The organism is Streptomyces sp. NPDC001717 (genome assembly GCF_042892775.1).
GTDB lineage: Bacteria > Actinomycetota > Actinomycetes > Streptomycetales > Streptomycetaceae > Streptomyces.
This window is the reverse complement of the sequence record NZ_JBIAUK010000002.1, coordinates 119,804-145,740: the sequence shown is the minus strand read 5'-3', so window position 1 is coordinate 145,740 and position 25,937 is coordinate 119,804. Positions and strand designations below refer to the sequence as shown.

At 70.2% G+C, this 25,937-nt stretch carries 24 protein-coding genes and 5 pseudogenes; 13 read left to right on the top strand and 16 right to left on the bottom strand.

Annotation, left to right across the window (positions count from 1 at the left end; all coding sequences use genetic code 11):
• Positions 1–70 precede the first annotated feature (70 nt).
• The gene (locus ACFYZL_RS05220) at positions 71–994 is read left to right on the top strand and encodes a zinc-binding alcohol dehydrogenase family protein (RefSeq protein WP_388676180.1); all 924 of its coding nucleotides are present in this window, start codon (positions 71–73) and stop codon (positions 992–994) included.
• A 25-nt stretch (positions 995–1,019) separates the two neighbouring features.
• Positions 1,020–1,290 (top strand): annotated as a pseudogene (locus ACFYZL_RS05215) (transposase); the annotation flags it as partial.
• Positions 1,291–1,583: 293 nt separating this feature from the next.
• On the opposite strand, the gene ACFYZL_RS05210 reads toward ACFYZL_RS05215, so the two are convergent.
• From ACFYZL_RS05210 to ACFYZL_RS05200, 3 genes are all read right to left on the bottom strand, one after another.
• Positions 1,584–2,135: a TetR/AcrR family transcriptional regulator gene (locus ACFYZL_RS05210; RefSeq protein ID WP_388676920.1), complete on the bottom strand. Its 552-nt coding sequence runs from the start codon at positions 2,133–2,135 to the stop codon at positions 1,584–1,586.
• Positions 2,136–2,233: 98 nt separating this feature from the next.
• On the bottom strand, positions 2,234–3,622 hold the full coding sequence (locus ACFYZL_RS05205; RefSeq protein WP_388676177.1) for an amidase: 1,389 nt from the start codon (positions 3,620–3,622) through the stop codon (positions 2,234–2,236).
• Positions 3,609–3,818, bottom strand: coding sequence for a hypothetical protein (locus ACFYZL_RS05200; protein WP_388676175.1), 210 nt, complete (start codon positions 3,816–3,818; stop codon positions 3,609–3,611). Before ACFYZL_RS05200 ends, ACFYZL_RS05205 begins: the two co-directional genes overlap by 14 nt.
• A gap of 130 nt (positions 3,819–3,948) precedes the next feature.
• On the opposite strand from ACFYZL_RS05200, the gene ACFYZL_RS05195 reads away from it, so the two are divergent.
• Both ACFYZL_RS05195 and ACFYZL_RS05190 read left to right on the top strand, forming a co-directional pair.
• Positions 3,949–5,211 (top strand): MFS transporter, encoded by a 1,263-nt coding sequence (locus ACFYZL_RS05195; RefSeq protein WP_388676172.1) that lies wholly within the window; start codon positions 3,949–3,951, stop codon positions 5,209–5,211.
• 32 nt (positions 5,212–5,243) lie between these two features.
• A complete protein-coding gene (locus ACFYZL_RS05190; protein ID WP_388676169.1) occupies positions 5,244–6,170 on the top strand; it encodes an MBL fold metallo-hydrolase in 927 nt (308 codons plus the stop codon).
• 180 nt (positions 6,171–6,350) lie between these two features.
• On the opposite strand, the gene ACFYZL_RS05185 is transcribed toward ACFYZL_RS05190, so the two are convergent.
• Positions 6,351–6,524: a CsbD family protein gene (locus ACFYZL_RS05185; RefSeq protein ID WP_384742709.1), complete on the bottom strand. Its 174-nt coding sequence runs from the start codon at positions 6,522–6,524 to the stop codon at positions 6,351–6,353.
• 215 nt (positions 6,525–6,739) lie between these two features.
• Between ACFYZL_RS05185 and ACFYZL_RS05180 the strand changes: the two genes are divergently transcribed.
• The 3 genes from ACFYZL_RS05180 (at position 6,740) to ACFYZL_RS05170 (ending at position 10,764) form a co-directional block, all read left to right on the top strand.
• Positions 6,740–6,901 (top strand): hydrophobic protein, encoded by a 162-nt coding sequence (locus tag ACFYZL_RS05180; RefSeq protein ID WP_384742711.1) that lies wholly within the window; start codon positions 6,740–6,742, stop codon positions 6,899–6,901.
• 1,189 nt (positions 6,902–8,090) lie between these two features.
• A complete protein-coding gene (locus tag ACFYZL_RS05175) occupies positions 8,091–9,545 on the top strand; it encodes a purine-cytosine permease family protein (protein WP_384742714.1) in 1,455 nt (484 codons plus the stop codon).
• Positions 9,546–9,594: 49 nt separating this feature from the next.
• A complete protein-coding gene (locus tag ACFYZL_RS05170; protein WP_388676164.1) occupies positions 9,595–10,764 on the top strand; it encodes an agmatine/peptidylarginine deiminase in 1,170 nt (389 codons plus the stop codon).
• A 62-nt stretch (positions 10,765–10,826) separates the two neighbouring features.
• On the opposite strand, the pseudogene ACFYZL_RS05165 reads toward ACFYZL_RS05170, so the two are convergent.
• Both ACFYZL_RS05165 and ACFYZL_RS05160 read right to left on the bottom strand, forming a co-directional pair.
• A pseudogene (locus ACFYZL_RS05165) lies at positions 10,827–10,963 on the bottom strand (IS30 family transposase); the annotation flags it as partial.
• A gap of 82 nt (positions 10,964–11,045) precedes the next feature.
• Positions 11,046–11,798 (bottom strand): DUF4913 domain-containing protein, encoded by a 753-nt coding sequence (locus ACFYZL_RS05160; RefSeq protein WP_388676161.1) that lies wholly within the window; start codon positions 11,796–11,798, stop codon positions 11,046–11,048.
• Between the two features lie 43 nt (positions 11,799–11,841).
• Between ACFYZL_RS05160 and ACFYZL_RS05155 the strand changes: the two genes are divergently transcribed.
• Both ACFYZL_RS05155 and ACFYZL_RS05150 read left to right on the top strand, forming a co-directional pair.
• Positions 11,842–12,072, top strand: coding sequence for a hypothetical protein (locus ACFYZL_RS05155; protein ID WP_388676955.1), 231 nt, complete (start codon positions 11,842–11,844; stop codon positions 12,070–12,072).
• A 113-nt stretch (positions 12,073–12,185) separates the two neighbouring features.
• On the top strand, positions 12,186–12,392 hold the full coding sequence (locus tag ACFYZL_RS05150; RefSeq protein WP_388676158.1) for a hypothetical protein: 207 nt from the start codon (positions 12,186–12,188) through the stop codon (positions 12,390–12,392).
• 192 nt (positions 12,393–12,584) lie between these two features.
• Here ACFYZL_RS05150 and ACFYZL_RS05145 read toward each other — a convergent pair.
• Positions 12,585–13,333 (bottom strand): annotated as a pseudogene (locus tag ACFYZL_RS05145) (cytochrome P450); the annotation flags it as partial.
• A 2-nt stretch (positions 13,334–13,335) separates the two neighbouring features.
• Between ACFYZL_RS05145 and ACFYZL_RS05140 the strand changes: the two are divergent.
• Positions 13,336–13,698: pseudogene (locus ACFYZL_RS05140) on the top strand (glutathione-dependent formaldehyde dehydrogenase); the annotation flags it as partial.
• Between the two features lie 853 nt (positions 13,699–14,551).
• Here ACFYZL_RS05140 and ACFYZL_RS05135 read toward each other — a convergent pair.
• From ACFYZL_RS05135 to ACFYZL_RS05115, 5 genes are all read right to left on the bottom strand, one after another.
• A complete protein-coding gene (locus tag ACFYZL_RS05135) occupies positions 14,552–15,112 on the bottom strand; it encodes a hemerythrin domain-containing protein (protein WP_388676155.1) in 561 nt (186 codons plus the stop codon).
• A gap of 169 nt (positions 15,113–15,281) precedes the next feature.
• A complete protein-coding gene (locus ACFYZL_RS05130) occupies positions 15,282–16,277 on the bottom strand; it encodes a PHP domain-containing protein (RefSeq protein ID WP_388676152.1) in 996 nt (331 codons plus the stop codon).
• Positions 16,274–17,167 (bottom strand): SDR family oxidoreductase, encoded by an 894-nt coding sequence (locus ACFYZL_RS05125; RefSeq protein ID WP_388676149.1) that lies wholly within the window; start codon positions 17,165–17,167, stop codon positions 16,274–16,276. Before ACFYZL_RS05125 ends, ACFYZL_RS05130 begins: the two co-directional genes overlap by 4 nt.
• 34 nt (positions 17,168–17,201) lie before the next feature.
• Positions 17,202–17,831 (bottom strand): flavodoxin family protein, encoded by a 630-nt coding sequence (locus tag ACFYZL_RS05120; protein ID WP_388676146.1) that lies wholly within the window; start codon positions 17,829–17,831, stop codon positions 17,202–17,204.
• Positions 17,832–17,902: 71 nt separating this feature from the next.
• Positions 17,903–18,475 (bottom strand): SDR family NAD(P)-dependent oxidoreductase, encoded by a 573-nt coding sequence (locus ACFYZL_RS05115; RefSeq protein WP_384742736.1) that lies wholly within the window; start codon positions 18,473–18,475, stop codon positions 17,903–17,905.
• 430 nt (positions 18,476–18,905) lie between these two features.
• Between ACFYZL_RS05115 and ACFYZL_RS05110 the strand changes: the two genes are divergently transcribed.
• Positions 18,906–19,460 carry an isochorismatase family cysteine hydrolase gene (locus tag ACFYZL_RS05110; RefSeq protein WP_388676917.1) on the top strand — a complete coding sequence of 185 codons (555 nt, stop codon included), beginning with the start codon at positions 18,906–18,908 and terminating at the stop codon, positions 19,458–19,460.
• Between the two features lie 254 nt (positions 19,461–19,714).
• Here the strand turns inward: ACFYZL_RS05110 and ACFYZL_RS05105 are convergent.
• The 4 genes and pseudogenes from ACFYZL_RS05105 to ACFYZL_RS05090 form a co-directional block, all read right to left on the bottom strand.
• Positions 19,715–20,209 (bottom strand): annotated as a pseudogene (locus tag ACFYZL_RS05105) (DNA topoisomerase IB); the annotation flags it as partial.
• Positions 20,170–20,361, bottom strand: coding sequence for a hypothetical protein (locus ACFYZL_RS05100; RefSeq protein ID WP_384742739.1), 192 nt, complete (start codon positions 20,359–20,361; stop codon positions 20,170–20,172). The gene ACFYZL_RS05100 and the pseudogene ACFYZL_RS05105, both read right to left, overlap by 40 nt.
• Positions 20,362–20,413: 52 nt before the next feature.
• Complete coding sequence (locus ACFYZL_RS05095) at positions 20,414–21,025, bottom strand: GPR1/FUN34/YaaH family transporter (protein WP_388676142.1); 612 nt, start codon at positions 21,023–21,025, stop codon at positions 20,414–20,416.
• 29 nt (positions 21,026–21,054) lie between these two features.
• Positions 21,055–23,487 carry a molybdopterin oxidoreductase family protein gene (locus tag ACFYZL_RS05090; RefSeq protein ID WP_388676139.1) on the bottom strand — a complete coding sequence of 811 codons (2,433 nt, stop codon included), beginning with the start codon at positions 23,485–23,487 and terminating at the stop codon, positions 21,055–21,057.
• A gap of 355 nt (positions 23,488–23,842) precedes the next feature.
• Here ACFYZL_RS05090 and ACFYZL_RS05085 point away from each other — a divergent pair, with 355 nt between their 5' ends.
• Positions 23,843–24,211: a hypothetical protein gene (locus ACFYZL_RS05085; protein ID WP_388676136.1), complete on the top strand. Its 369-nt coding sequence runs from the start codon at positions 23,843–23,845 to the stop codon at positions 24,209–24,211.
• 512 nt (positions 24,212–24,723) lie between these two features.
• Complete coding sequence (locus ACFYZL_RS05080; protein ID WP_388676133.1) at positions 24,724–25,125, top strand: hypothetical protein; 402 nt, start codon at positions 24,724–24,726, stop codon at positions 25,123–25,125.
• Positions 25,126–25,937: the final 812 nt, after the last annotated feature.

The following is a 25,937-nucleotide window of genomic DNA, read 5'->3' as shown; positions in this document are numbered from 1 at the left end:
CTCATTGGACTTCCCAATGACATTGACCCTATCGTTGGGATATCCAATGAGTCCGGATCGGGGAGGTCCTGTGCTGCGCATCCGCCATGAGGTCAACGGTGGACCCGAAATGCTGTTCGCCGAGGAGGCCGCCCCGCCCCAGGCGGGAGCCGGAGAGGTGCTGATCCGGGTCGAGGCGGTCGGGGTGACCCTGCCCACCGTGCGCAAGGTGCTGGAGGGCCGTGAGCCAATCCGGCTCGGCGGCGAGGTCGCCGGCACGATCGTCGCCCTGGGGCCTGGAGTCACGGCCTTCGGCGTGGGAGACCGCGTCACCGGGCTGTGCTTCGCCGATGCCTACGCCGAGTTCGCGGTCCTGAACACTGCCATGACCTCCCCGATCCCGGACGACGCGACCGCCGTGGAGGCGGTCGCCCTGGTCCGCAGCGGGCTGGTCGCGCGCGGCGCCTACGAGGCCGCGCGCGTGGGGCCCGGCGAGTCGGTCCTGGTCACGGCAGCGGCCGGCGCAGTGGGCACGCTCGCCCTCCAGTACGCCAAGGCCGCCGGGGCGGGACACGTCGCCGCCGCCGTCGGCAGCGCGGACAAGGCCGACTTCGTCCGAGGGCTGGGCGCCGACGAGGTACTCCTCTACGAGGACGCCGACTGGGGCGCCCCGTACGACGTGATTCTCGACGGTGTCGGCGGCAACCTCCTCGGCCCCGCTGTGCGTGCCCTGGCGACGGGCGGCCGACTGGTGGCCTTCAGCTTCGGCGGCGGCACAGTCGAGGCGTACGAACTCCTGGTCCGCGGCGCCTCGATGATCGGCTTCCAGATTCGGGCCATCGCCACCGGCAAGCCCGAACTCTACGACCGCTGGCTGAACGAACTCTGGCAGATGCGCGACGCAGGCACCCTGCGCGCCACCGTATACGCAGAGATCCCCCTCGCCGATGCCGCCCGAGCCCACACCCTCATGGAGCAGCGCCGCAACCTCGGCAAGATCGTCCTGGTCCCTTAGACGTCATCTCAGCTGATTCGGTCGGCTGTCGACCGTGGCGGGGACCGCTGAGCGGCTGGTGCCGAAGGCGCCGACGCGGCCTCGGGACGGTGGCCGGCGAAGACATGGTGACCGTGAGGTTCTGGCCGCGATCGTGTTCGTGGCCACGTCGGGCTGCACGTCCAGCCGCTGCCCTCGGCGTCGTTCGGGCCATCAAGGCAACGGCTCGCCGCAGGTGGGCGGAGTGGACGAAGGCCCGGGCGTGGGCCAAGCCGCACCGCCTGGGCCTCGATGAACCGGGCTTGCCCGGTGACCTGGCCCGGTCGGGGACGCGATCGACTCGGAGGACGTGCGGTCAGCGGGGCATCCGGCAGCGCATCGCCCGCAAGGGCGTCGAGGCCTCGTAGCGACTCGGACGACATCGGTGGACGATCGAACGCCCATGGCCTGGCTCCCGGGAGGCCGAGCGCGGGGATTCGGTCGGACCGCCGATGGAGTGGCGCCCTCGGGATGCCCGGGGCGCGGGGGAGTACCCGTCGTGCGGGGTGCGGTGGACGCCCGGATCGGAGCATCCGGCCTCAGGGAACAGTCCGCTCGCGGAGGCGTTCGGTCAGTGGTCGGTCGAGCCGACCAACCCTGCCACCAGCTCACGCGCGTACGCGGTGTCGAGCCCGTCGGGGCGGAAGAGGATGCGGTACATCATGGGGGCGATGACGCGGTCGAGGACCGTCTCGACGTCGGGTGTGGTCTCCTCGCGGCCGGCCGCGCGGTCGAGGATGACGCCGATCTGCTCGGCCGCGTAGGTGGAGCACTGGCCGGCGTTGCTGCCGTCCGGGTCACCGAGCAGGGCGTCGCGGATGTAGGCGCGGCCCGCGGTGGCGGACATCTCCTCGAGGAACTGCTCGGCCCAGGCCTCGAGGTCGGACCTCAGGCTTCCCTTGTCCTCCGGTGCCGTCTCGGGCCGCAGGCGCTCGACCGCCACGTCCGACAGCAGCTCCTGCAGATCGCCCCAGCGGCGGTAGATCGTGGACGGGGTGACTCCGGCGCGGGCTGCCACCAGGGGGACCGTGAGTGCTTCGCGGCCCACCTCTGCCTCGAGTTCGTGCACGGCGGCGTGTACCGACGCCTGCACCCTGGCGCTGCGCCCGCCGGGGCGGACCATTGGTTTTCGGCTCACGCAACCACCTTAAAGCAAATATCTTGCTTCAAGTGCTCGTCCGTGGCCCCGGCCGGTTCGGCCGGGGCCACGCGGTCGGTTCGTCATACCGCCGCCGGCCGGTGTGCGGGCCGTGTCTGCTCGTAGGCGTGGCCGACCCTCAGCAACGTCCGCTCCCCGAGGGGGCGGCCGAGCAGCTGCATGCCGATGGGCAGGCCTTTCGTGTCGTGTCCGACCGGCACGGACAGCGAGGGCACCCCGGTGATGTTGGCGGGGGCCGAGAGGCGTACATAGGCGTCGGAGACACCCTCGACGGTGCCGTCCGGCCAGGTGAGAGTGGACTGGTCCGCCTTTGCCGCGGTGGCCGGGACCGTCGGTGCGGCGATCACGTCGACCTCCTCCAGCAGGCGCGCCCAGGCCTGCCGCATGAGTGTGCGGGAGCGTTGGGCGCGCAGGTAGTCCCCGGCCGGCATCAGCTCGCCGGCTTCGAGGAGGATGCGGACGTCCGCCTGGTACAGCTCGGGGACCGCGCGCAGGGTTCGCTCGTGGTAGGCGGTTGCCTCCGGCACCATCAGGCCCCACTGGGTGGCCTGGACGTAGCGCGTCATCGGGATCTCGACCTCGAAGAGGCGCGCGCCGAGGGTCTCGAGTTCGGCGATGGCGCGCCGGACGGCGGCCTCGACCTCCGGGTCGACGTGGTCGAAGTAGTGGTTGCTCGGCACGCCGACGCGCAGCCCTGTCAGATCCGTACCCGCGCCCGGCCGGTAGTCCGCGGCGGACATGTCCAGGGAGGCGGGGTCGCGGGGGTCGTGGCCGGCCAGGGCGGTCAGGACCAGGGCCGCGTCCTCGACGGTGCGGGTGATCGGCCCGACGTGGTCCAGCGACCAGGACAGTGACGTGATGCCGTGGCGGGGGACGAGGCCGTAGGTCGGCTTGAGGCCGACGACTCCGTTGAGCGCAGAGGGCACCCGGATCGACCCGCCGGTGTCGGTGCCCAGTGCGAAGGTCGCGGCGCCCGCGGCGACGGCGACTGCGGATCCGCCGCTGGAGCCGCCCGCGATCCGATCCTGGTCCCAGGCGTTGTTGGTCTGCGGGGTGGTCAGACCGTAGGCGAACTCATGGGTGTGGGTCTTGCCGACCAGGACCGCGCCGGCCGCGGTCAGACGCGCGGCGACCGTACTGTCGGCCTCCGCGCGGTGGTCCGCGCGGACCCGGGAGCCGGCCGTGGTGGCCGCGTCCGCGACGTCGATCAGGTCCTTGAGCCCCATGGGGATACCGTGCAGCGGGCCGTGCAGGCGGCCGGCGGCGACCTCGTGCTCGGCCTCGCGCGCCGCCCGGCGTGCCCGTTCCGCGGTGACGGTGGCGTAGGACTTCAGGCGTGGTTCTGTCTGCTCGATCCGGTCGAGGACGGAGTCCACCAGCTCGACGGGGGACAGGTTGCGTGCCTGGATCGCGTCGGCGGCTGCGGCGAGGGGCAGTTCATACGGCTGCATCGCTCTTCTCCTCTCCCGCGTGGTAGGCGGCGGCAGGCGGGGTGTCCCCGAAGTCCAGTTCCCGCAGGACCGTGACGACGGAGTGGATGTGGTTGGCGGTGGCGGCCACTGCGGCGTGCCGGTCGGCGCGTAGTGGGAGCCCTGCACGGTTGGCCCAGAGGGCGGCCTCCGGGGGCGTGAGTTCAGCAGCGGACATAGGCGTTCTCTCCTGATCGAGCTGGAGCCATGGAGCAATCCCCACGCCAAAAGCTAATGGTTTGCTTTAAGGGACGCTAAGGCATACGGTGGCTTAAAGCAAACCCATTGCGTTTAGTGGAGGGAGTCTCATGTCCAGCGCCACACCGGGCGCACCCGCACAGTGCCCGTACTCGACCGCCTGCTCCGGTACGGTGAACCGCTCTGCGGCCTTCGTGCTCGGCGCGTCGGTCCTGGCCTCGCTTCTGGCGGCCTCCAGCGCGCCGACGCCCCTGTACCCCCTCTACCAGGACCAGTGGGGCCTGACCGCCCTGACGATCACGGTGATCTTCAGCGCCTACTCCCTGACCCTGCTGGTGGCCCTGCTCACCGTCGGAGCGCTCTCCGACCACCTGGGGCGGCGCCCGGTCCTGGTGGGAGCCCTGGTCCTGGAGGCAGTCTCGATGCTGGTCCTGGCCTCGGCGGACGGCGCCGGCCGGCTGATCGCCGCCCGCATCCTGCAGGGAGCGGCCACGGGCGCGGCCACCAGCGCAGCCGGCGCAGCCCTCCTCGACCTGGCGGACCCCCGGCGTGCGGGCCGGTCCGCCCTGACCAACGGCCTCGCCCCGGTCGCCGGCATGGCCGCCGGCGTACTGGTCGCCACCCTCCTCGTCCGCTTCGCCCCCGCCCCCACGGCCACCGTGTACGTGCTCCTGGCGGCACTGTTCGCCGCCCAGGCGATCGCGGTCACGTTCATCCCGGAGACGGTCCGCCCGCGCGCCGGAGCGTTGCGCTCCCTGCGGCCGCAGCTCGCCCTGCCGCCTACGGCCCGCCGCGCCCTGCCGGCGGCCGGCACCGGAGTCGTCGCCGTCTGGGCACTGGGCGGCTTCTACTCCTCCCTCGGCCCGGCGCTCGTACGCCTCGTGGCCCCGGGCGCCCCGTACGCGCTCGGCGGCATGGTCTTCTTCACCGTCAGCGCCGCGGCGGCGCTCACCGTGTGGACGCTGCGGCGAACGGCGCCATTCGCCGCAGCCACCGGCGGAGCCGTGGTGGTGATCCCGTCCGTGGCCCTGAGTCTGCTCGGTCTGCACGGCGTCGGCCTGCTCGCCGTCTACGCCGGCGCGGCCCTGGCGGGCGTCGCCTTCGGCGCCGTCTCCCAAGGCGCGCTGGGCATGATGCTCACCTCGCTCGGCGAACGGGACCGCGCCGCGACCCTGGCCGCCTACTACGTCCTCAGCTACCTGTCCATGAGCGTCCCCGCCATCGTCGCGGGCGCCGCGACCCAGCACTTCGGACTGCGGACCACCTCCCACACCTACGCCGTGGCCGCAGCCCTTCTCGCCGTCGCGGCGGTGGCAGCACTGACCGCGTCACGGCGCAAGGCGCTCCACGCCGCAGACGGCCACCTCCGCTGAAAACCACTGAAGAACAAAGGAAACGACGGACCATGCACGCCTCACCGGCCGATGAGACCACCACCATCCCCTCCTGGACCGTGGGCGACGTCACCGTCCACCGCATCGACGAGGTCCCCTTGCCGCCCGAGACCGGACCCTGGCTGCTGCCGGACGCCACCGCGGAGCTGGTCAAGCAGCAGGACTGGCTGCGCCCCGACTTCGCCGACCACGACGGCATCCTGCGCATCGACAGCCACAGCTTCGCGTTCGTCCTGGGCGGGCTGCGCATCCTCGTCGACACCGGCATCGGCAACGGCAAGGAGCGGGCCAACCCCGCCTGGCACGACCTGCGGACCGACTTCCTCGATCGCCTCACCGCCGCCGGTTTTCCCCCGGACTCCGTCGACCTGGTGATCCTCACCCACCTGCACGCCGACCACGTCGGTTGGAACACGCGGGAAGTGGACGGCGAGTGGGTCCCCACCTTCCCCAACGCCCGCTACCTGACCTCCCGCATCGAGCGGGAGTTCTGGGCCGCGTACGACATGGAAGAGGCGCGCAAGCAGATGTTCCGCGACTCCGTGATCCCCGTAGAGGAGGCGGAGCTGCTCGACCCCGTCGACGTCCCGGCCGAGGGAGTCGAGATCGCCCCGGGCCTGCGCCTGCTGCCCACGCCCGGCCACACCCCAGGCCACATCGCCGTCGAGCTGACCAGCCAGGGCGAGACGGCACTGATCACAGGCGACTGCATCCACCACCCGGTCCAGTTCGCCCACCCCTCCATCGGCGCGTGCGTCGACATCGACCCGGAGCAGTCCGAGGCCTCCCGCCGCAAGCTCCTCGGCTCCCTCGCCGACACGGAGACCCTGGTCCTCGGCACCCACTTCGCGCCGCCCACCGCCGGCCGCGTGATCACCGACGAGAACGCCTACCGGCTCGCGCCCGTCCCCGCAGCTCCGCAGACCGTCTCGCAGTGACCCGCTCCAGGCGCTTACGGGTGTACGGGACACCGAGGGCGTTCTCCAGGGCGCGCAGCGCGTAGTGCGTAAGGGACTTGACCCGGCCGAGCGCCATGCCGCCGGCAGGCATGCGACCGGGCCCCGACCCGGGGGACGGGTCGGGGCCCAAAAGGGGCAGCGCACCAGGGCGTGCGCGGCTCAGTGGCGGAAGGTGTCCTTGATGTCTTCCTTGACCTGTCGGGCGTTGCCCTTGGTCTGCTCCCCCTGGCCTTCGGCGGTCATCCGTTCATTGCCGACGGCCCGGCCCAGCATCTCCTTGGCCTTGCCCTTGGCCTGCTCGGCGTGTGCCTTGGTCTTCTCCGTGCCCGACATCGGGACCTCCTCGTGTAGTACCGGATTGGTCGTGACCGCTCATTTGCTCCGGATCAGCGACCGCAAACCCCTTTCTTGCCGCCGACCGGGCGAACCGCGTACGGCACTGCGCGGCGGGCTGCCGCTCTACCCGGCTGCGCGCCCGGGAACCGGGTAAAAGTCAGGTGCATGACCGTCGCGGAGGGGGGCAACCGATGCCTCGGAGGTTGATAACCATGGTTCCCCTGCTTCTCGTTCTCCTGCTCATCCTGATCCTGTTCGGTGCCGGGTTCGCGTTGAAGATCCTCTGGTGGATCGCGATCGCGGTGCTGGTGCTGTGGCTCATCGGCTTCGTGGCCCGGCCCAAGAACAGCAGCGGCCGCTGGTACCGCTGGTAGCCGGACGGCACCGCCCGACGCCATGCCCTGGTGGGCCGCTTCCCTCATGCGGGGAGCGGCCCACCGCCGTGTGTGGTCCTTCCGCCTGCCGGGCTTTCCCGAAGCCGGTGGGGTGGGGTGAAGGCCGTCGCAGGGGGTAGGCGCGGGTCAGCCGGCCGGTCGTCGTAACGCAGCAGGGACCTGCTCACCGCCGAAGATCGGCGGCCGCCCCGGTCCTGCCCGTCCCCAGGCCGACAGGGACCCACTGGACCGGCCGGGGTTGTGGCGCTGCGAGCTGTTCCTGCCCCTTCGTTGCGGCTTACCGCTGCGAGCATGCTGGAGGCTCTTCGGAGGGAGCGGGGCCGTGGAAGGTTCTTCCAGGGGCCGCCCTTGAGTAGGCCGGCGACGGTGACGAGGCATCAGCGGTGCGACGTGGGCTCGGGGTTTCCCAGTTCGCTGCGGGCCGGCGGGGCCGCGACCGGAGCCTGACCGGTCTCCGTCTCGACCGCCGCGAACGTGACCCGGTCTCTGCTTGCCAGGGGCTGTGGTTCGGGTGGTGCCGGCAGGCTCCCTGAGGTGCCTGCCGGGACCGACAGACCGGGTTCGGACCGCCACGGTTGACTGGCTGGTGATCTTTCTTTGCCCGGGGGTTTCCGCCCAACCGGCGGCCGGTTGTGCGTCGCATCGGCATCGGCATCGCCGCCGGCGCCGGCGTGACTGCGAAGTAGGAACAGATCACGTGCGTGTCCACCGAGCCCTCGCGGCGTGGTGACGGGCCCCGGGATGTCTGCCGGTTGGGCGGCATGGCGCAGCGCCGGCCCCTTCATCGGGGGCACCGCGTGGCTTCCTGGGCCACGCCGCAGAAGCCCGAGCGGAGGGCCACGGCCATGGCCGTGCCTGAGCGTGTGACTCCGATCCACTGCTCGCAGTTCGGTCCCAAGGCGCTGAAAATCTTATCAGTTCCTACCCGTCGGTAGGGGCTGGGTGGGCCCGGCCGTGAGCGTAATCGCAACCGCTGGAGGTGGGAGCGCGTGTCGCGTCCACCCACTGCGACCCGGTTCCCGCTGGTGGCCGTGATGGCTGCATGGGGCACGTCGACTGAGGGATTGACTGAAATTTGAGTCAGTCCCTACCTTGAGCGCAACCCGATCGGCTGTGGAAGCCCGGGAAGGCTGAACGGGCACGTGGGGCCCGCACATTGGGAGGTCACATGGGGGCAACTGCCTCGAAGGCGCAGGGTTCGGTATCTCCGGCGGGCATCGAACAGCATTCGATCGATTGGGTACCCCTCGCGGAACGGCACGGCAAGCCCTCCAGCGTCGGCGCCATCTGGTTCGTCGGCAGCCTCAATCTCACCGGTCTGGCGACCGGCGTCGTGACGCTCTCCATGGGGGCTTCGTTCGTCTGGACGGTGGTCGCCACCGTTCTCGGCGCGCTCTTCGGCACGTTCTTCATGGCCTTCCACTCGGCCCAGGGGCCCCAGCTGGGCCTGCCCCAACTCGTGCAGTCCCGCCCACAGTTCGGCTATCTGGGCGCCGCGCTCTCCGTGTGGGTGTTCGCCCTGGTCAACTACGTGGCCTTCAACACCTCCGACGCCCTGCTGTCCGGACAGGCCATGAACACGCTCACCGGGATCCCCAACGAGCTCGGCTATCTCCTGGCGGCCGCGGTCGCGACCGTGATCGCCCTGTTCGGCTACGACTGGATCCACCGTCTGAACCGGTGGCTCACCTGGCCGTTCGTCGTGATCACCGCGGCCGTCACCGTGGCGGCCCTGGTCGGCGGAGGGCTGCCGACCGGGGTCTGGGACGCCGGGCCGTTCGACCTGGCCCCGTTCATGCTCGTGTTCGTCTTCGTCGCCGGCTTCCAGCTGGGCTGGGCGCCGTACGTCTCGGACTACTCGCGCTACCTCAAACCCGACGTCCCCGTCCGCAGCACCTTCTGGTGGACCTACCTGCCCAGTGCGGTCTCCGGGACATGGGTGTTCATCCTCGGTGCCGTCGTCTCGGCCGGAGCCCCCAAGGGCACCGACCCGGTGACGGCGCTCAAGCTGGCGGCCGACAGGCTGTTCGGCGGCTTCGGCACCGTCGCGGTCGTGGTGCTGCTCGTGGGGCTGCTCTCCATCATGGCGATCAACCAGTACGGCGGCAGCCTCACCATGATCTCGATCGTGGACTCGTTCCGGCCGGTCAAGCCGACACGGACCATCCGGGTAGCGACGATCGGCATCATGCTGGTCGCCGTCGGTGCAATCTCGACCTTCGTCGGCATCGACCGCTTCAACTGGTTCTTCTCCAACGTGGTCGTCGTACTGACGTACCTGTTCATCCCGTGGACGGCCATCAACCTGGTCGACTACTTCTTCGTCCGGCGCGGCCAGTACGTCGTCAAGGAGATCTTCAACCCGCACGGCATCTACGGCCGGTGGGGCCGGCGGGGCAACGTCGCCTACGCGATCGGCCTGGCCTGCATGGCCCCGTTCATGGTCATCACCGGCCTCTACACCGGGCCCGTCGCGCAGAGCCTCGGAGGGGTCGACTACTCGATCTTCATCGGCCTGCCGGTGTCCGGCGCCCTCTACTGGCGCTTCGCCCGAAGCCTCGACCTGGCCACCGAACGCCGGATGGTCCGGGAGGAAGGGCTGCTCCTGCCGCCATCCCACTGAGCAACCGAACGCGCCTCCCGTACGGAACCCACCTGAAAAGGAGCGACTCATGAACACTCGGCACGGCGACGACAGGCAGGGCATCACCCGCAGGACGCTTTTCGCCCGATCCGGAGCGGCCGCGGCCGCACTGGCGATGGGGCCGGTACTCGGCGGCATCCAGCCCGCGCTCGCCGCGTCCTGGCGAGTGCCGGGGGAAGACGCGCGGCACAAGCGGACCTGGATGGCCTGGCCGTCCAGCTACACGATCTGGGGCAACATCCTGTCCAAGGTCCAGGCCGACATCGCCAAGCTCGCAAAGGAGATCGCCAAGTACGAACCGGTCGTCATGTGCGCGGACGGCTCCTCGGCCGCGTCGCAAGCCAGGAGCATGTGCGGGGCCACCGTCACGGTGATCAGCTCGGTTCCCGTCTCGGACTGCTGGATGCGGGACACCGGCCCGCTGTTTCGCGTCGACGGGGCCGGCGGCCTGGAAGCCTTCGGCCTCAACTTCAACGCGTGGGGCGAGAACGCCACGAGCTTCTACGGCCTCCCGGCCTCCGCCTACGACAAGGACCGCGCGGTCGCCCAGAACCTGGCGGCCTACGCGGGCGTCCCGTTCGCCAAGTCGGGCGTTGTCGGCGAAGGCGGCGGCGTGGAGTACGACGGCGACGGCACGCTGATGGCGACCGAGAGCTGTTGGGTGAACTCCAACCGCAACCCCGGCACGTCGCGGAGTCAGATCGAGGCGGAGCTGCTGTCCCGGTTCGGCGCCTCGAAGATGATCTGGCTGCCGGGGGTCACCGGGCAGGACGTCACCGACGGCCACATCGACGGCACCGCCCGCTACATCAAGCCCGGCGTGGTGATGGTTCAGCTGGCCGGCGCCGTGCGGCCGGACGTCTGGACCGTCAACGCCCAGGCCATCCACGACGTCCTGGTGAACGCGACCGACGCCCGGGGGCGCCGACTTCAAGTCCTCACCATCGAAGGCCCCGACACACTGCCCCGGATATCGAAGGGCAAGCAGGCGGCGTTCCTCAGCTCCTACGTGAACTGCACGGTCACCAACCAGGCAGTGATTACCACGCAGTTCGGCGACACCGCCAAGGACGCCGCTGCCAAGGCGGCCATCGCGGCCGCCTACGGCAGACCGGTCATCCAGCTCAACCTCGACAACCTCTACGGCAACGGCGGCGGTGGCGCGCACTGCGTCACGATGCAGGAGCCCGGCCTCTGAGCGAACGGCTCAAGCCTCAAGGGGCTGTTTCCAGGGGTTGTCGCAACCCGTGGCCCTGTTGATCAGGACGTGAACAGCTTGTGCAGACGCTCGGCTGGAGATTCCCAGCCGAGCGTTTTGCGTGGACGACCGTGGAGTCGGGCGCTACGGCGGTCAAGTCCTCACGGGGGTGGGCCGACATGCCGGTTGCCGTGGGAAAGTCCCTTGAATCGGGTGTCACGAGGAGCATTGGTGCCGCACCAGGCAAGGTTCGTGCACGGCCTGGGTGATGCCGACTCACGTCACAGGGCAGGGTTGTCGCAAGGGTCGTTCGGGAGCGGCTCGAACGGTGTCCGTGTGTGTCCCTTGGGCGAGCAGGCGGCGAAGGGGCCCTGTTTGGGGTCCATCAGCACGCGCAGGTGCGGATCGGCGTGCTGAATCCACCAGGTGGTCAAGCCGAGGGTCGGTTCGAGGCGCAGCTGCTCCCACGCGAGCCAGAGCGCGGACAGCCGGGCCCCCGCTTCGGGGTGTTCCCACCAGCGCGGGCACCATGTGGCGGACGTACCGTCCAAGGGGCGGCGGATGGTGGGGGCGAGGAAGTCGGTGACGAAGGCGAAGACGTCGGTGAAGTACAACGGGACCTCGGTGCCAGGGGGGTGGGTCTCCACCGGCGGTACAGGGAACTGCGGGGGCGCCTCGCGCTGTGGCTTGGGCGGGGGGTACGCCTTGAGCAGCGCGTCCAGGGCGTTGTCGCGGTTCCGGAGCTCCTTCAGTATCCAGCCCTGGAGCTGCTCCTGCAGTTCGGCGACCTCGGCGTAGGCGTCCGCCGCGAGGCAGTCGGTGAGTTGCCTCCTCCAGTTGGCCAACTGCCCGTCGTGGTGGCTCTCCTCGTGCGAAGACCGGGCGCCGGCCAGGAAGAAGGTCATGGTCATGTGGTCGCGCTTCCATGACGTGTCATCTGCGGCCTCGGCCGTGACCTGCGCCGCCACCCGCTGTGCGTGCTCGGCTGCTGAGCCGTTCACGGAGCCGGTGTTCTCGTTCCGTTCTTCGTTCATATGGCGACGATAGCCCATTATCGTCGCCGCGACGATAATGGGGATGCGGACATGCCTGCCCGCCGACCCCGAGACCAAGGGCGGTTCCGAGGCCACCGTCCGGATCGCGAAAGCCGACCTGGTCCCACGCGACGTCAACCTGCGGGTCCGGGAAGGCGTAGCGCGCCTGCACGAACGGGGAAACGGCGCCCGCACCCAGCGTCGGCTGTACGCCGACGGGCACGACCTCGCATCGGTCGTCACGCGGTGTCCGGAGATGACGGTCATGCCGTGAGGCGCTCCGGAGGCTCGGCCATGTCTTGTGTCCGCCGATGTGATGCGGAGGCCGAACCGGGCAGACGTGGGGCATACCGATGTGCATGTTCAGAGCGACGAACGGAGTGCGCGATGACCAAGTCCAGGAAGCACGACCAGGCCCCTACCCCTCCGTCGCATGCTCCCGGCGAGAGCGGCGACCCGGAGGCCCGCGAGGAAGCGGAGGACGCGGTGCTTCCCGACACGCACGAAGGGGAAGAAGGCGACGCGTTGACTCCGAGCAGCGATGCGCAGCGTCGGGCCGCCGAAGGGGCGAAGAGTGCCGGCCGGGACACCTGACCGAGAGCCGTAGTACTGCCCGGCCGAAGCGGCTGAGCGAACGTCCCAGGCACCAACCTGGCGCTGCGGGTTTCGGGTGGGCCCTCGGAGACTGCTTGCGGCCGGCGGTTGACGGTGCCATGGGGCCGCCCGACCAACAGCCCGACCGCCCCGGCGGCCATCTACCGGAGCGATCGGTGAGGGCCTGTCCGATTACTTCAGGCGGAGTTCGACGCCGCTTCGAGGGAGTGTGGGCATGCGGGACAGAGGAATCCCGAGGTCTTGGTCGGGGACGTCGTAGTCGAGTCGCGCCAGTTCCGTCGTGATGGCCGCGAGTGCGGTGACGGTGATGTCCTCTCCGGGGCAGCGGTGGCCGCGCGCCGGGTCACCGCCGCCTTGGGGGACGAGGTTGGCCAGCGGGTCGTGGGGCCCTTCGGGAGTGGCGAACCGGCGCGGGTCGAACCGGTACGGATCCTCCCACAGGGCCGGGTTGTGGTTCTGGCCGTACAGGTCGAGCAGGACCAGGGCGTCCTTCGGAATGCGTGCCCCGTGCCAGGCCAAGTCCTGCGCGGCGAGGCCCGCCACGAAGGGAGCGAAGGGGTAGAAGCGCCGTACCTCGTGGGCGAACGCCTCGGCGTAGGTGCCTGCGGCGTCGGCTCGCAGCAGGTCGCGGTGCTGGGGCCACCGGTGCAGTGCGTGGGCGGCGAAGGTGGCGAACCAGGCGATGGCGACCGTGGGGCGGATGATGTTCAGCAGCTCGACTGCGGCGATGCGCGGCCCAGGAGCGTTCCGTCGAGCTCGCGGTGCCAGGCCACGGTCTCCAGTGCCGAATCCTTTGAGTCCGCCTCCGGGGCCCGGCGCACGTCGATGATCAGGTCGGCGAGGGCTTGCTCCTGGCGGCGTCGTGCCCGGCGTGCGCGCAGGTGGCGGGGGCCGGGGGTGGCGAAACCGTCGACCATGGAACGACCTGGACCAGTACGGCGACCAGCTCGTCGACGCGGTCCGAGACGCGACCGGCGGCCGCGGCCCGGACGCCGTGATCGACGCCGTCGGCATGGAGGCTCACGGCGGTGCCGGCGCCAGGGCCGCGCAGACCGCGACCGGCCTGCTCCCGGACGTCCTGGCCGCAGCGCTGATGAAGAAGGCCGGAGTGGACAGCCTGGCGGCCCTGAAGCCGGCCATTGAGCTCGTGCGCCGCGGCGGCACCATTTCCCTGTCAGGTGTCTACGGTGGAGCCGCTGATCCGCTGCCGCTGCTCACGATGTTCGACAAGCAGATCCAGCTGCGCATGGGACAGGCGAACGTCCGCCGCTGGGTTGACGACCTGCGAGAAGAAGCGGGACAACATGGTCAAGGTCCTCTTCCATCCCTGACGAGCGAGCCGGTCAGGGAGCGTCGAGACCCGATGGCTCACTCCGGTGGCTCGCTGGATCGGAGCGAGGCTTACGTCGAGATCCTCTTCGGGCCGAGCCTGCCCTACCTACCCCAGGGCGGCGTTCTCGTTGTCCAGCAGGTCCAGCAGCAGTTCCCTGTGCAGAGCGGCGACTGGTTCGAGCAGGTCAGGGTGCCGCAGCAAGGGCGCGGCATCGTGTTCGTGGTCGCCGGGGCGGGTGAGCCGGGTGATCTCGCCTGCCTGGCTCCGGTCGACGAGTTGGTGGGCGTCGGTGGCGAGAGTGGGGGCAGCGAGGAGGCAGGCGGCCCAGCTGACGACGGTTTCGTCCACCCAGGTACGCCAGCCGGCGTCGGCGTCGCCGCCGTGGTCGGCTCCGGTCAGCCAGTCCAGCCGGGCGCTTCCACCCGGGCCGAGGAGGTGCAGGAGCTGAGCGTCGAGCGCGGTCGGGTACCGCAGGGCGGCAGCAACGGCGACGGCCTGGCGGGCCTGGGCTTCCGCCAGAGCCTGGCTGAACGCACCTGGAGAGGGTGGGAAGGCGGTCAGGAGCCAGCGGGTGCCGGCGGCTATGACGGGGGTGAGATCGGAGGACACAGCGGCTTCTCCGGGAGCGTGCTCGCCTTGGCCCGTGAGGGCTCGCGAGGTACGGCGCGAAGCTGCGCCGCTCCGCTCATGGGCGACCAGGCTAGCCGGAAGCGGCGGCAAAGCGGCATGACGCACGTCACCGTCCGTCCTGGATCGGCGGGCCGCCCGGATGAGAACGCGCAGGCCCGCCGTCGGGAGTGAGGGTTCAGGACTTGCCGCGGCCGGTCACGAAGTCGCGCGCCCGGTCCACCAGGCCGGCGCCTGGTGCGAGGAGTTTGCTGGCCGTCGGGGAGCTCGGTGCTGAGGGGTGCGGACGAGTCGGCGCCATCGCCTTGGCTCGGCGGATCTTGTCACCGAGATCGTCCAGCTGCTGCGGGGTGCAGGCTCGCTGCAGCATCGGGAAGAGGTTGCTTTCCTCGTCCTGCACATGGGCGGAGACCTCGTCCATGAGCTGCCGCAGGAGCGGACTCATCTGCGCGTCGTCGGTGCTCATCTTTTCCAGCTGCTTGAGGATCTTCTCGACGCGGCCGTGGTCCTCGACCTCCTTGTCGGCCATCTGATCGCCGCCCTGGACGTGCTCGCGTACCGCCGGGTAGAGGTACTGCTCCTCGGCGACCGAGTGGCGTACCAGCTCGATGGTGATCTCGTCGATGAGATCACGGAGCTCCTGCCCGCTGCCGGTCATGGCCTGGAGACGGCCGAACATCTCCTCCACCTCCCGGTGGTCGGTCATCAGCTCGTTGATCACATTTCCGCCGTGTCCCATGTCTCCTCCATACGTGTTCGGGGTGGGGCCGTTCCGGCCCGATCCGATCGGTTCCCCGCCGGGCGGGACGGAGCCCGGCCGCACGGGGGGTCTCACTCGGATGGAGGGGAGGGGGCAGCCGCCCTGTCACCCCGCGGACGCGGCGGGAAGGGGGGCGCGTGTTCCACGGTCAGCCGGTTCTGCTGGTCAGCAGCCGCTCCAGGGGCCACGTTGTGATCAACCGGTCTGCTCCCAGGCCGATGCGTGCCGCGCGCGCGTAGCCCGTGCTCTGCCAGTGCAGCTGCTCGGGGGCGTGGGCGTCGGTGTCCACAGCGAAGCGGCAGCCCGCGGCGGCGGCCTGTACGAGGAGGTCGTCCGGGGGGTCGCGGCGTTCGGGACGGCAGTTGATCTCCACCGCGGTGCCGGCCTCCGCGCACGCGGCAAAGACGGCTCCGGCGTCGAAGCGGGACTGCGGGCGGCCCCGGCCGGTGATGATGCGTCCCGTGCAGTGTCCCAGGACGTCGACGTGCGGGTTGCGCACCGCGGCCACCATGCGGGCGGTCATCGGCTCGGGCTCCGAGCGGAGCTTGGAGTGCACGGATGCCACGACGACGTCGAGCCTGCCGAGCAGGTCTTCGTCCTGGTCGAGGGAGCCGTCATCGAGGATGTCGCACTCGATCCCCGTGAGCAGCCGAAAGCCCGGGCCCATCCGGGCATTCACGGCAGCCACGGTTTCCAGCTGGCTTTCGAGCCGTTCGCTGCTCAGCCCGTGCGCGATCGTCAGCCGCGGCGAGTGATCGGTCAGAACGGCCCACTGGTGACCCAGGGCGCGGGCCGCCCCGGCCATGTCCTCGAGCGGGCTGCCGCCGTCCGACCAGTCGGAGTGCAGGTGGCAGTCTCCGGTGCTCGCGGCTGCGAGGTCCCAGCCGGTGCAGGCGGCCGGGTCGGCTTCGGCTTGCAGGCGGGCGAGGTAGCCCGGTACCGCGCCGGTCGATGCCTGGGAGATCACCTCGGCGGTGACCGGGCCCACCCCGCGCAGCTTTCCGGCCTGCGCGGCTTCCACGGGGCCCGCCGGCAGGTCGCGCACGGCGTCGGCTGCCGTGTGGAACGCCCGTACCCGGTACGGCGACGCCCCGCGCCATTCGAGGAGGAAGGCGATCCGGCGCAGAGCTTCGTCCGGGGTCATGGCAGGGGCGTTCCGCCGGTGGCGTTGACGATCTCGCCGGTGATGTAGGAGGCCTGGTCGGAGGCGAGGAAGACGTACGCGGGTGCCATCTCCGCCGGCTGGGCCGGCCGGCCCAGCGGCGACTGCTCGCCGAACTTCGTCGGGTCGGGCATCGTCGCCGGGATCAGCGGCGTCCAGACCGGTCCCGGCGCGACGGCGTTGACGCGGATACCGCGCTCGGCGAGCATCTGGGCCAGGCTGTGGGTGAAGGAGATGATCGCGGACTTGGTCATGGCGTAGTCGAGCAGATGCGGGCTGGGCCGGTAGCCCTGCACGGAAGCCGTGTTGATCACCGAGCCGCCCCGGGGCATGCGGGCCAGCGCGGCCCTGGTCAGCCAGAACATCCCGTACAGGTTGGTCTTCATCACCCGGTCGAACTGCTCCGTGGTGATCGCCTCGATCCCGTCCGGCTGGGACATCTGGTAGGCGGCATTGTTGACCAGCAGATCGATGCCGCCCAGCTCACCGACGGTCTTTTCGACCAGGGCCGTGCACTCGTCTTCGTACCGGAGGTCGCAGGCGACGGGCACCGCCGCGCGGCCGGCCCGGCGGATCAGGCGAGCGGACTCCTCCGCCTCCTCGGCTTCCTCGGGCAGGTGGGTGAAGACGACGTCGGCGCCTTCCCGGGCGAAGGCCAGGCAGACGGCCCGGCCGATCCCGGAGTCCCCTCCCGTGACCAGCGCCCTACGCCCCTCCAGCAGGCCGTGGCCCCGGTAGGTGTCCTCACCGTGGTCGGGGCGCGGATTCATCGCCTCGGTCGAGCCCGGGTGGTCCTGGTCCTGCTCGGGGAAGGGGGGCCGGGGGTGCAGTGCCACCGGATCGGTGAGGTGGGCCTGCTCGTGTGAGGGCATCGCGGTCTCCTTCCGGCGCGACCAATGGTGGGCGTCAGGTAGAGGGCGGGTACGACGCGCCCTTGAGGCGGCGCGCCAGGTGCGCGGTGTTCGCGGCGAGCGTGGCCGTCGTCGCCGCGGTCTTCTCGGGGGTCTTGTCGAGGTCCTGGTAGTCGGTGCCCTGCATGGCTTCGCCGACCCAGTAGGTGACGGCGTTCGGAGCGAGGGAAAACCCGACGTCGCCCAGACCTTGGAAGAGTTCTGCGCTGACGTGGTGGGCGCCGTCCTCGTTGCCGACGACGCACACGGCGGCGGCCTTGCCGTAGGTGAGCATGCGGCCCTCGTCGTCGCTCTCGCCCAGTTCGGCGTCGAGGCGTTCCAGGACCCGCTGGGCGACGCTGGAAGGGTGGCCGAGCCAAATGGGCGTGGACAGGACCAGGATGTCGCAGCCCAGGATCGTGTCGCGGATCTCCGGCCAGGCGTCACCGCCCCCCATGTCGACCTCGACGCCCGGTTTCACGTCGTGATCGGCGATCCGGATCACGCTTCCCGTGACGCCGTGATCGGCCAGGGCGGCCACGGTCTGCTCGGCCAGCAACTGGGAGCAAGACCGCTTCGGCGACGGGGAGAGCGTGCAGACCAGCGCGACGGCGCGCAGCGGAGTGGTTTCGGTGTTGGCGTCCATGTGATCCGGCTACCCCGATGGTCATGCCGTATCCCTCGGTACCCCCGTCGAGGTCCGGCCTGTGCCAGGGGCTACTGGTCGGCGGATCCGGGCTCCGCCATCCGGCGGTGGCCCTCTGCTTTGAGACTGTCGGGCAGGACCTTGTTGGCCATTCCCTGCGCCCTGGTCTTCAGCGATCCGGCGACGACCTTGTCCTTGCCGGCGAAGAGGGCGTCGAGTCCCTGCTTGGCCACCTGGGCTGGATCGTCCTTCTCGCTCTGGCCGACCTTGGTGTCACCCATGTCGGCGCGGCGGAAGAAGTCGGTGTCGGTGGGGCCGGGCATCAAGGCGGTGACGGTCAGGGGCGTGTCCTCGAGCTCGTTCTGAAGCGCCTGGGAGAAGGATTGCAGGAACGACTTCGAGGCGTTGTACACGGCCTGGAACGAGCCCGGCATGGTGGAGGCGATGGAAGAGGTGATCAGCATGCGCCCTTCACCCGCGGCCGCCATGGACCGAACCAGCCGCTTGGCCAGGTGTACCGTGGAGCGCACGTTCAGGTCGACGATCTCGAACTCGTCCTCCAGGTCGGTATCAAGGAAGGCGCCGCCCTCGCCCACGCCGGCGTTGAGCACGACGACGGCTACCGGGCGTCCGGTGGCGGCCACTGTGTCTACGAAGCGCTCCGCTTCCTCGTAGCTGCGCAGGTCCGAGCTGCCGGGCGAGCTCGAACCCGATACCACTGGACGCGCCGGTCACCAGCGCAAGTTCTCGGTCATGAGTCAGGTACCGCGCCTACCCGAGCTGAGCGAACCATGCTCATGCGTGCGGGCTACCGAGCGCGGCAGCCTCCACGGCACGAAGCGGCCCGAACCGTTGCGGCGTGGCCGACGCACCAAACCTCAGCCGAGGCAGGAGACTGCCTCCACGGCCACTTGTCTTCTTCCCCGGATGAAGGAAACCCGCGATGCCGCTGCCTCTCCCTCTTGACGAAGGCGTCCTCATCATCCGTGTCGCCACTACGCCGGCAGCACGCCGGTGAGTGGCGGTCGCGCTCTCAGGGGCGACCGACTTGACCGGGTGGCGGAAAGCGAGGGAGTGGGCCGCACGGCACTCATCGTGATCGACATGCTCAACACCTACGACCACGAAGACGCCGAGGTGCTGGTGCGATCCGTCCGCAAAGCCCTTCCGGGCGTTGGGGTCCTGCTCGAGCGGGCGCGGGACGCCGGTGCACCGGTCATCTACGTGAACGACAACTTCGGCCGCTGGCGTTCCCATCACGGCGAGATCCTCGATGCCGCCCTGGCCGGTCGATACTCCGACCTGGTGGAGCCGATCGCCCCTGACGAGGAATCCCTGTTCGTCGTCAAGGCGCGGCACTCCGTTTTCTTCGAAACGCCCCTGGCTTACCTGCTGGATCAGCTGGGGGTCCAGCGGGTGGTGCTGTGCGGGCAGGTGACCGAGCAGTGCGTGCTCTACTCGGCCCTGGACGCTCACATCCGCCACCTCGACGTCGTCGTCGCCCTCGATGCGGTCGCCCACATCGACGCCGGCCTCGCCGAGGCGGCCCTGCGTATGATGGAACGCAATATGTCGGCCGAGCTCCGCGCGAGCGACGAGATCCCCTTCGGGGACGTTCCTTCGGAGTGACCACACCGCATACGGAGCCGGCCGGGGGGTGAGGGCGACCGCGCGGCCTCGAACGGACGGCCGCCGTGCCGGTCATGTGGTGCCAGAGCGCAGAAGCCGCAGACGGCGCGTTCAACGCGGCCGTGGGTCGCCGGTTCGCCGAAGGCGCCGTTCTCGCCCAGCTTGCCGAGGGCGGCGGCGATGGTCTCGCCCTCCTCGTAGAGTTCGATGACGCGTGGATGGATGTAGGAGGCTCGGCACACCGCCGGTGTGTTCCCCTGGTATCCGCTGACCTCGCGCACGGCGCGCGCCACTACCCTGCCGCGGCGGGCCCGGGACGCGTCGGCGGTGCTCTCGGACACGGCGAGGGCGACCGCCGCCAGCACGGTGGCGTACCAGGGCCTGAAGTCCTTGGCCGTCACCTCCTGCCCTGACCCTTCCCGCAGGTAGGAGTTGAGGTCCTCGGCGTGGACCTGGTGCCACGCCCTGTGCTCCCAGTAGGCGAAGAGCCTCTCTCCGTCGTCCCGACGCCGTAGCAGCGCCCTGATCACGGCGTGGGCCTGCTCGTCGACGAGCGAGCGCTCGACCTCCTTGCCGGACTTCGCGGGGAAGTGCAGCCGGATCTCGCCACCGCCGCAGGAGACGTGCTCCCGCAAAAGGGTCGTGAGCCCGAAGCTCCCGTTGCATCCCGGCGCATGGGGGTTGCTGGTCCGCAGCCTCACGGCAACGTTCAGTCCGTGTCGGGATGAGCCTGCGTGCGCAGGGTCCATGCCTCGCCCGAGCAGTCGTAGGGCAGGGGAGGGAAGCGGTGCCCGCGGACGTCCGTGCTCTTGCTCCACAGATGCTGCCTGCCGCAGTCGCAGGCGTAGATGCCGCTGTCCGGCACGATCTCGCCAGGTCTCCACTTTTCGGTCTGTTTCATGCCGGGCGCCTACCCGCATGTGCCAGCGCACGCCCAGACGGCGGGGGTGCGATCAGAGCAGCGGCCGGACGCCGGGCTCTGCCCCGTCTTCCACGGCCCGGGCGCCGGACCCGTACCGGCCGACGGGCAGGACGGGCCGGCCCCGGGTGTCCTCCAGGGCGAAAGCGGTGGCGGAGTAGAGGGCCACGACGGTGAGGGCCAGACCCGCCGCCCCGGCCGCGTCCTCCCATGCGGGGGACCCGGTCAGCTGCTGGATGCCGGCGAGAGCCAGGCGCAGGGCCGCGCAGCCGACGACCGCCGAAGCCGCGAGCTTGCCTGCACCGGTCGAGGCGATCGGCACGACCAGGGTGACAGCCGTCACGAGGAGGAACAGCCCGAGCGTGTGCGCGGCCCCGGGTACGGGGCCAGCCGAAAGAAGGACCCCCTGCACAAGCCACCCCGTGGCCAACACGGCCATGGCGGTGGCGAACGCCGTGTCCCGCGCCCGGAAGCCGATCAGCGCCGCAAGCAGCTGGAGCGGAAAGGCGAAGGCCACGAGGACCGCAGCCACCGCGTGGCGCTCATGGGGCGGGATCCAGCCGAGCTGGACTGCGGAGACGAGGAACGCCCCCGCAGCCAGGCCCAGGAATCCGACGGGCAGGGGAGTGCCGAGTGGGCGAAGCACCGTTGTGGGGGTGTGCGGCATGGGCGCGTTCATGATGGTCCCGTCAGAGGGGTGCCGTTGTCCTTCGCGTCCGGGCCGGGCTCGGGCCGCGAGGCTGCGGTGGTGGGGGCCGGGGCCGGGCCCAAGGTGCTGGATACCAATGTGACGCGGGCCGCGCCCGTCTTGAACAGGGGCTGCTTCGAGGCCGGATCCCAGGAAGTGGGCGTGAGCTCGTTGGCGGCCCGGTGGTGGCCGACTCCATCAGGGGCGTCCCAGTAACCGTAGTGGAAGGGCAGGAAGACGACGCCCTGGCGGATGCCGGTGACACGCACCCGGGCCCGGACGGTACCGCGCCGGGTGGCTGCCTCGGCGAGGTCGCCTTCCCTGATGCCGGCTGCCGCCGCGTCGGGTTCCGACATCTCGATCCACATGTCCGGTGCGGCGGAGCGCAGTTCGGGAACCCGACCGGTGCGCGTGCGGGTGTGGAATTGATAGAGGGTGCGCCCGGTGATCAGCCACAGCGGATAGTCGGCGTCCGGCTGCTCGGGCGGCGGAGCGTAGGCGGCGGTGCGCAGGAGCGCCTTGCCGTCCGGGTTCAGGGACCGGTACGCGTCCTCGTCGAGGGAGCTTCCCGTGAGGAGGTCGCGGCCGTACGTTTCGCAGTCCTCGGGGCGGCTGCGGAAGTCGCCCCGGGCGTAGAGGCGCTCGGTGCCGTCGGGGTGGTCGGTCGTGCACGGCCACTGGATGCCGCCGCGGTCGCGCAGCAGGGCGTAGGTCAGTCCGCTGTAGTCACAGGGCCGGCCTCTGCTGCACTCCTTCCACGCCTCGAAGACTTCCTCGGGAGTGCCCCAGGGCAGGAGTAGCGCGTCCGACGCGTCGCGGAGGTCCATACGGCGGGCGAAGTCGAGGAAGATGTCAAGATCGGGGCGCGCGTCTCCGGGCGGGTCGACTGCCTTGAGGGAGAGGTGCACGGTGCGGTCGGCGTTGGTGAACGTGCCGGTCTTCTCACCCCAGCCCGCGGCGGGCAGCACCACGTCGGCGAGCTCCGTGGTCTCGGTGGGGAAGAGGTCCTGGACGACCAGGAACAGCCGCTCCTGGCCGAGCACGGCGCGGATGCGCCGCAGTTCCGGGAGGGAGACGGCGGGGTTGGTGCCGGAGACCCACAGCATGCGCAGGGAGCCTTCTTCGGCCAGGTGGATCATCTGCATGAGGTGGGTGGGCGGACCGTCGTGCGGGATACGGTCCGCGGGAACGTTCCAGACCTTGGCGAGTTCCTGGACGTGGCGGGGGTTGGCCCAGTTCCGGAAGCCCGGCAGGTCACCGTTGGCACCGCATTCGCGGGTGTTCTGCGCGGTGGGCTGGCCGTTCATCTGCAGGACGCCGCAGCCCGGCCGGCCGAGCATGCCGCGGATCAGGTGCAGGTTGTTGACCTGGACGGCTGCCGCCGTGGCCTGGTGTGACTGGTAGAAACCCTGCAGGACCGTGGACAGCAGCCGGTCGGCCTGGCCCAACAGAGGGGCCGCGGTACGGATCTGCTCCGCGGGCACGCCGGTTGCCGCGGCGGCGGCTTCGGCCGGGAAGAGGGACACCTGCTGTTCGAGCCGGTCGAAGCCCGCGACGTGCGCCTCGATGTAGGACCGGTCGATCCAGCCGTTCGCGATCACCTCGTGCAGCAGCCCGTTCATGAGCGCGAGGTTGGTGCCGGGCCTCGGCTGGAGATGAACGGTGGCCGCATCGGACACCGGCCCCGGACGAGGATCCACACACAGCACGACAGGTGGCTCTCCTCCGGCGAGGCGGTCAAGGACCCGGCTCCACAGCACCCCCTGGGTCTCCGCCATGTTGTGCCCGAACAGCGCGATCGTGTCGGCATGGTCGATGTCCGCGTACGAGCCGGGCTGACCGTCGCAGCCGAACGACTCCTTGAGCGCCTCGCCGGCCGTGGCCGTGCACAGCCGGGTGTTCCCGTCCAGGTGCTTGGTACCCAGCCCGCCACGAGCGAGCACGGCCAGCACGTAGTACTCCTCCAGGAACAGCTGCCCGCTGGTGTAGAAGCCGATCGAGGAGGGACCCGGGCCGTCGAGGAGAGCGCGCGTGCGCTCCGTGACGAGGGCCATGGCGGTGTCCCAGTCGGCTTCGCGTAGCGTCCCGTCCTCACGGATCAGCGGAGTCGTCAGGCGGTCGGGGGAGCCGATGGACTGCCAGCCGTACAGGTCCTTGGGGTCGAGGCGGCCGCGGTTGACGCGGTCGCGGGCCATGCCCCGGACGCCGACCAGCCGTCCGTCCCGCACCGCCAGTTCCATCGCGTCGCCGTTGGAATGCAGGTTCGAGGCGGTCTGGACCCACCGGTCGACCTCATAGTCGTCGCGATCCCCGGCGAGGTACTGGTCCACGCGAGTGGGCCAGGGATCGCCGCGCCCGTATGGGGTGCGGCGCCCCCAGGGATCGGTGATGCGCCCATCCCCCATACGTTCTCTCGTCATGCGCATCGCCTGCCCCCACCTGAGATCGCCATGCCCGCGAATGCTTTGGGTGGGCGCCCGGAGCGGAGGGACGCAACGCCATGCCGGTGGCCCTACGTGACGGAGCCGTACAGCTCGGGGCGGCTTCGCGTCAGGCGTACCCCTGGGCTCGTTGGCCGGTCCGACACCTGTTCTCCGGCTTGCCCTGCTCGCAAGGCCGGTCTCGAGGGCGTTTCGCACTCGGAAGACCTGTCCGCTCGCTCCCCGGCTCGGACCGGTGCCGCCCCTTCCGCCGCCCGGGCGCCGCCGTAGGTGGTTGACGTCGAGTTGATGGGGCAGGGGCAGCACCAGGGGATGCCTGGACAGGAGAAAGCTCATGACCCCGAAGTCCCACCCCAAGCACGGAGAAGGGCCCAGCCGATACGAAGGGACCGAGCAGCACGGATGGTCGGTCGACGTCGACTCCACGCACACGCAGGACAACCCCAGCGCCCGGCGCTCCTTCGACACGCCGAAAAAGACGCAGGGGTCCACCCGTAAGAACCGGCCCTCGCGCAAGGCCGACGAGGGTACGCCGGTCGAGTCGACTTCGCGGAGCGGAGAGGATCTGGCCGGCAAGGGCCAGAAGGGCCACCACGACCTGGGGGCCCGAGGGCGCTCACAGCGCCCCAGCGGTGGCAAGGACCCTTCCGCCTTCACCGGCGTCGACCCGCAGGACGGATCGAAGCGGCTCAGGAAGGGCTGACGAGCCCCACCACGACGCGCCCACCACGACGCCACCGCCAGACTGCGGAGTCCCAATGTCTCCCGGGAGGCAGAAAAGCGAGGCGTCTCGGCCCCTCGCGGCCACGCCTCATGTGCAGCCGTCCTGGGCCGGGCGGCGCCACGGTGGCCTCAGGCGACGGGGGCCAAATACAACGCTCATGCATGTTTCCGGCGGTGGCCCCGTGCGCAGGCGCGCGTGGTCCTGTGGCTGGGCAGGTGGAGCAGTGCGGCTGCGGGTGGCGGCCGGGGATGGTGGGATCGGTGGGGTGAGGGATCCCTTCGCTTGTGACGAGTCGGCGCTTCTGGCGTGTTCCTTGGTGGCGGCGGATCGGGGGGCCGCGACTCGTGCCGTTGCGGCGCGCGCCACCGATTCCCGAGATCTGGTGCTGCTTCTGGACATGCTCGGGCTGCTGCCCGAGGCGTTGGAGCAGCCAGAGTGGAAGGGGGAGCGCGCATGAGCAGTTCTCAGGCCATGGATGAAGCGAGGTTCTGGTGATCAGCCCGATCGCTCTTTCGGGAGTGTCCCGTGATGCCCTCCATCACCTGAAGCAGATGCGTGAGATCAACACCGTGATCCTCCGCTTCGGCGACCTTCCCGGCGTGCTGGTGCCCGAGGTGGAGGGGAACTTGACGCATGACGAGCTGATCGGTGCCCTGCCTGCTGACCAGGCGCGGCTGGTTGTCCACGAACTGGCTTTCGCCACCGCGGAGGGTGCGCGCAGACACGAACACCTGCTGGTGCTGTGGATGCCGCCGGGTGCCGGTGCGCAGGAAGAGGCCTACCTGGCGGGCTACACGGCCCTGAAGGAGTACCTGCCGGATGTGCGGGTCCATCTCACGGCCAGGCGGGTGGACCAGCTGGATTACCGGCGGCTGGTCGCGTTGGCCGGCTGAGGCTGGCTCCCGTACTGCTCCAGGGGCACGGGGGAGGGCCTGGCGGGGTGGGTCAGGTGTGGATGCGGCTGTCGGTGTCCGCTGTGGGCCGGGAGGGGAGTGTGGGTGGCGCAGGTGCCGCGCACCCGCACAGGTGCGCCGCTCTCGCGGGCGTGCTCGGTGTGGGGCTGCGGCGTACGTGGCGGGGCCCGGCCGGGTGGCTGCTTCGACCGGCCGGGCCCGCATGCGTGGACCTCTCGCCCTGTCGCCGTGACACGGGCACGCCTGAGCCGCCGGATGTCGTAGGCCGGTCGGGGGAATCGTGCTCGTGGGGTGACGAGCTGTAGAAGCCGGCTCGCCGGCCGCCTCCCGGCTCGGAGGGAGTAAAACCGGGAGGCGTGGCAGGTCGGAGAGGCTGGTGTGCCGTGGCGGACCGCCTGGCGGGCTGGAGGCCTCGGTTGCCTCCGCTTGCTGCGGGATCGCGGTACACCATGCGGCTGTCCGTCTTTGGCGGTGTCAAACGCGGCGAGGGGTCCGGTCCCGGCCCGTACCCGCCTGAAGGCGACACTCACGGCGGTCCCGGTTTGCGCAGTGTCCGGGTGATGGTGAGGCTCGGTGCGCTGACGTCGAGGCCGGAGCGCCCAGCCACGTCCGTTCTGATCGGGCTGAGCCCGGTGCAGGCAGCAGTCGAGAGCGCAGCTTGACATCCCCTCCGTAAAGAGCCTGTGGCAGAAGGCCTCCAGCGCGGGGGTCAGTGCTTGAGCAGGGTGATCGCCCCGACCGTGTCCTCGCCGGAGTGGCCCTGCTCACCATTGCTCCTGACGAGCCCTCAC

Bases quoted from the DNA above. Each gene is read 5' to 3' on its own strand.
- ACFYZL_RS05100 (WP_384742739.1), bottom strand. From the start codon at position 20,361: ATGAAACAGACCGAAAAGTGGAGACCTGGCGAGATCGTGCCGGACAGC.
- ACFYZL_RS05175 (WP_384742714.1), top strand. From the start codon at position 8,091: ATGGGGGCAACTGCCTCGAAGGCGCAGGGTTCGGTATCTCCGGCGGGC.
- ACFYZL_RS05085 (WP_388676136.1), top strand. From the start codon at position 23,843: ATGACCCCGAAGTCCCACCCCAAGCACGGAGAAGGGCCCAGCCGATAC.
- ACFYZL_RS05150 (WP_388676158.1), top strand. From the start codon at position 12,186: ATGACCAAGTCCAGGAAGCACGACCAGGCCCCTACCCCTCCGTCGCAT.
- ACFYZL_RS05205 (WP_388676177.1), bottom strand. From the start codon at position 3,622: ATGCAGCCGTATGAACTGCCCCTCGCCGCAGCCGCCGACGCGATCCAG.
- ACFYZL_RS05210 (WP_388676920.1), bottom strand. From the start codon at position 2,135: ATGGTCCGCCCCGGCGGGCGCAGCGCCAGGGTGCAGGCGTCGGTACAC.
- ACFYZL_RS05180 (WP_384742711.1), top strand. From the start codon at position 6,740: ATGGTTCCCCTGCTTCTCGTTCTCCTGCTCATCCTGATCCTGTTCGGT.
- ACFYZL_RS05130 (WP_388676152.1), bottom strand. From the start codon at position 16,277: ATGACCCCGGACGAAGCTCTGCGCCGGATCGCCTTCCTCCTCGAATGG.
- ACFYZL_RS05170 (WP_388676164.1), top strand. From the start codon at position 9,595: ATGAACACTCGGCACGGCGACGACAGGCAGGGCATCACCCGCAGGACG.
- ACFYZL_RS05190 (WP_388676169.1), top strand. From the start codon at position 5,244: ATGCACGCCTCACCGGCCGATGAGACCACCACCATCCCCTCCTGGACC.
- ACFYZL_RS05135 (WP_388676155.1), bottom strand. From the start codon at position 15,112: ATGGGACACGGCGGAAATGTGATCAACGAGCTGATGACCGACCACCGG.
- ACFYZL_RS05120 (WP_388676146.1), bottom strand. From the start codon at position 17,831: ATGGACGCCAACACCGAAACCACTCCGCTGCGCGCCGTCGCGCTGGTC.
- ACFYZL_RS05125 (WP_388676149.1), bottom strand. From the start codon at position 17,167: ATGCCCTCACACGAGCAGGCCCACCTCACCGATCCGGTGGCACTGCAC.
- ACFYZL_RS05195 (WP_388676172.1), top strand. From the start codon at position 3,949: ATGTCCAGCGCCACACCGGGCGCACCCGCACAGTGCCCGTACTCGACC.
- ACFYZL_RS05090 (WP_388676139.1), bottom strand. From the start codon at position 23,487: ATGACGAGAGAACGTATGGGGGATGGGCGCATCACCGATCCCTGGGGG.
- ACFYZL_RS05200 (WP_388676175.1), bottom strand. From the start codon at position 3,818: ATGTCCGCTGCTGAACTCACGCCCCCGGAGGCCGCCCTCTGGGCCAAC.
- ACFYZL_RS05185 (WP_384742709.1), bottom strand. From the start codon at position 6,524: ATGTCGGGCACGGAGAAGACCAAGGCACACGCCGAGCAGGCCAAGGGC.
- ACFYZL_RS05155 (WP_388676955.1), top strand. From the start codon at position 11,842: ATGCGGACATGCCTGCCCGCCGACCCCGAGACCAAGGGCGGTTCCGAG.
- ACFYZL_RS05160 (WP_388676161.1), bottom strand. From the start codon at position 11,798: ATGAACGAAGAACGGAACGAGAACACCGGCTCCGTGAACGGCTCAGCA.